Raw genomic sequence first — 1,968 nt, 5'->3', positions numbered from 1 at the left:
ACAGCGAATCCAGCATTACCGTCCTCAAAGGCTTGGAGCCGGTCAAAGAACGTCCCGGTATGTACACCCGTACCGACAGCCCGACCCATATCTGTCAGGAAGTGATTGATAACGCGGCGGACGAGGCATTGGGCGGTTTCGCGACTGCAATCGACGTGCAAATTCATGAAGACGGTTCGCTTTCCGTCCGTGATAACGGTCGCGGTATTCCCGTCGGCCTGCACCCTGAAGAAGGCGTACCCGTAGTCGAACTCGTGTTTACCCGTCTGCACGCAGGCGGCAAGTTCAATAAAAAAGACGGCGGCAGCGCGTATGCCTTTTCAGGCGGCCTGCACGGCGTCGGCGTATCTGTTACCAATGCCCTTTCCACCCGCCTTGAAGTAACAGTCAAACGCGAAGGTAAAGTCCACCGCATCGTCTTTTCCGGTGGCGACGTCATCGAGCCTTTGACAGAAGTGGGCAAATGCGCCGTCAAAGACAGCGGTACCGAAGTGCGCGTGTGGCCGGACGGCAAATATTTTGAAAGCCCAAATTACAGCATTCCCGAACTCGAACGCCTGCTGCGCGCCAAAGCCGTATTGCTGCCCGGCGTGCGCGTTTCCCTGACCCGTCCGGTCAAAGGCGAGGATGAAGCGCACACCCAAACTTGGCACTATCCGGACGGCCTGAAAAGCTATCTGACCGACCTGATTGCCGACGCACAAGAAGCCGTACCTATCTTCTCCTGCGAAAACTACATTTCAGACGGCCACAACGGCGATTTCAGCATCGGCGAAGGCGCCGCCTTTGCCCTGACTTGGCTGGAAGAAGGCTCATGCGCCAACGAAAGCTATGTCAACCTGATTCCCACCCCTCTGGGCGGTACTCATGAAGCAGGCTTGAAACAAGCCGTGTTCAACGCCGTAAACAACTTCATCAATCTACACAACCTCTTGCCGCGCGGCGTGAAAGTGCAAAGCGACGACGTGTTCAGCAAAACCGCCTTCGTCCTCTCTGCCCGCGTCCTCGACCCGCAGTTCCAAGGTCAAACCAAAGACAAACTAACCAACCGCGACGCGCTGAAACTTGTTGCCGCCGTATCGGGCGACCCTTTGGAATTGTGGCTGAACCAAAACGTAGACTTCGGCAAAAAAATCGCCGAACTCGCCATCCGTCAGGCACAGGCGCGGATGCGTTCGGTTAAAAAAATCGAAAAGAAAAAAGGCAGCGGCGTCGCCGTCCTGCCCGGCAAACTGACCGACTGCGAAAGCGAAGATATCCGCGAAAACGAACTCTTCCTCGTCGAAGGCGATTCCGCCGGCGGCTCCGCCAAACTTGCCCGCGATAAAGCCACACAAGCCATCCTGCCCCTGCGCGGCAAAGTGCTCAACAGCTTTGAAGTCCACCCCGACCAACTCTTCGGCAACGCCGAAATCCATGATATTTCCGTTGCCATCGGCGTTGATCCGCATGGAATCAATGATAATCCCGACTTAAGCGGCCTGCGCTACGGCAAAATCGCCATCCTGTCCGATGCCGACGTGGACGGCTCGCATATTCAAGTTTTGCTGTTGACCCTGTTCTACCGCCACTTCCCGAAACTGGTTGCCGACGGACACATCTACGTCGCCCAGCCGCCGCTGTTCCGCGTCGATGTCAACGCACAAGGTAAGAGCAAACCTGCCCGCAAATTCTACGCCCTCGACCAAAACGAACTCGACAGCATTTTAGAGCGACTGCAAAAAGAAGGCGTTAAAGAAACTGCTTATTCTATCAGCCGTTTCAAAGGCTTGGGCGAGATGAACCCCGATCAGCTCAAAGACACCACCATGCACCCCGACACCCGCCGTCTGTTGCAGGTGCAAATCCCAGAAGGTGCAGATGACGAAACACGCGATATCTTCGTCAAACTGATGGGCAAAGGCGAAGCCGCCGCCCGCCGCGCATGGATGGAAAAAGAAGGCGATACGGCAGAATTGGATATCTAAT

The 1,968-nt window shown here is 55.7% G+C and carries 1 protein-coding gene; it reads left to right on the top strand.

Translation table 11 applies throughout. The features are described 5' to 3' along the window. The coding region (locus tag ACTHUE_RS17060) for a DNA topoisomerase IV subunit B (protein WP_440424040.1) at nt 1–1,967 on the top strand (1,967 nt) is incomplete at its 5' end. Nucleotide 1,968 lies beyond the last annotated feature (1 nt).

The organism is Neisseria sp. P0021.S005 (genome assembly GCF_051956955.1).
Note: the sequence above shows the minus strand (reverse complement) of the source record. Positions and strands in the feature narration are given on the sequence as shown.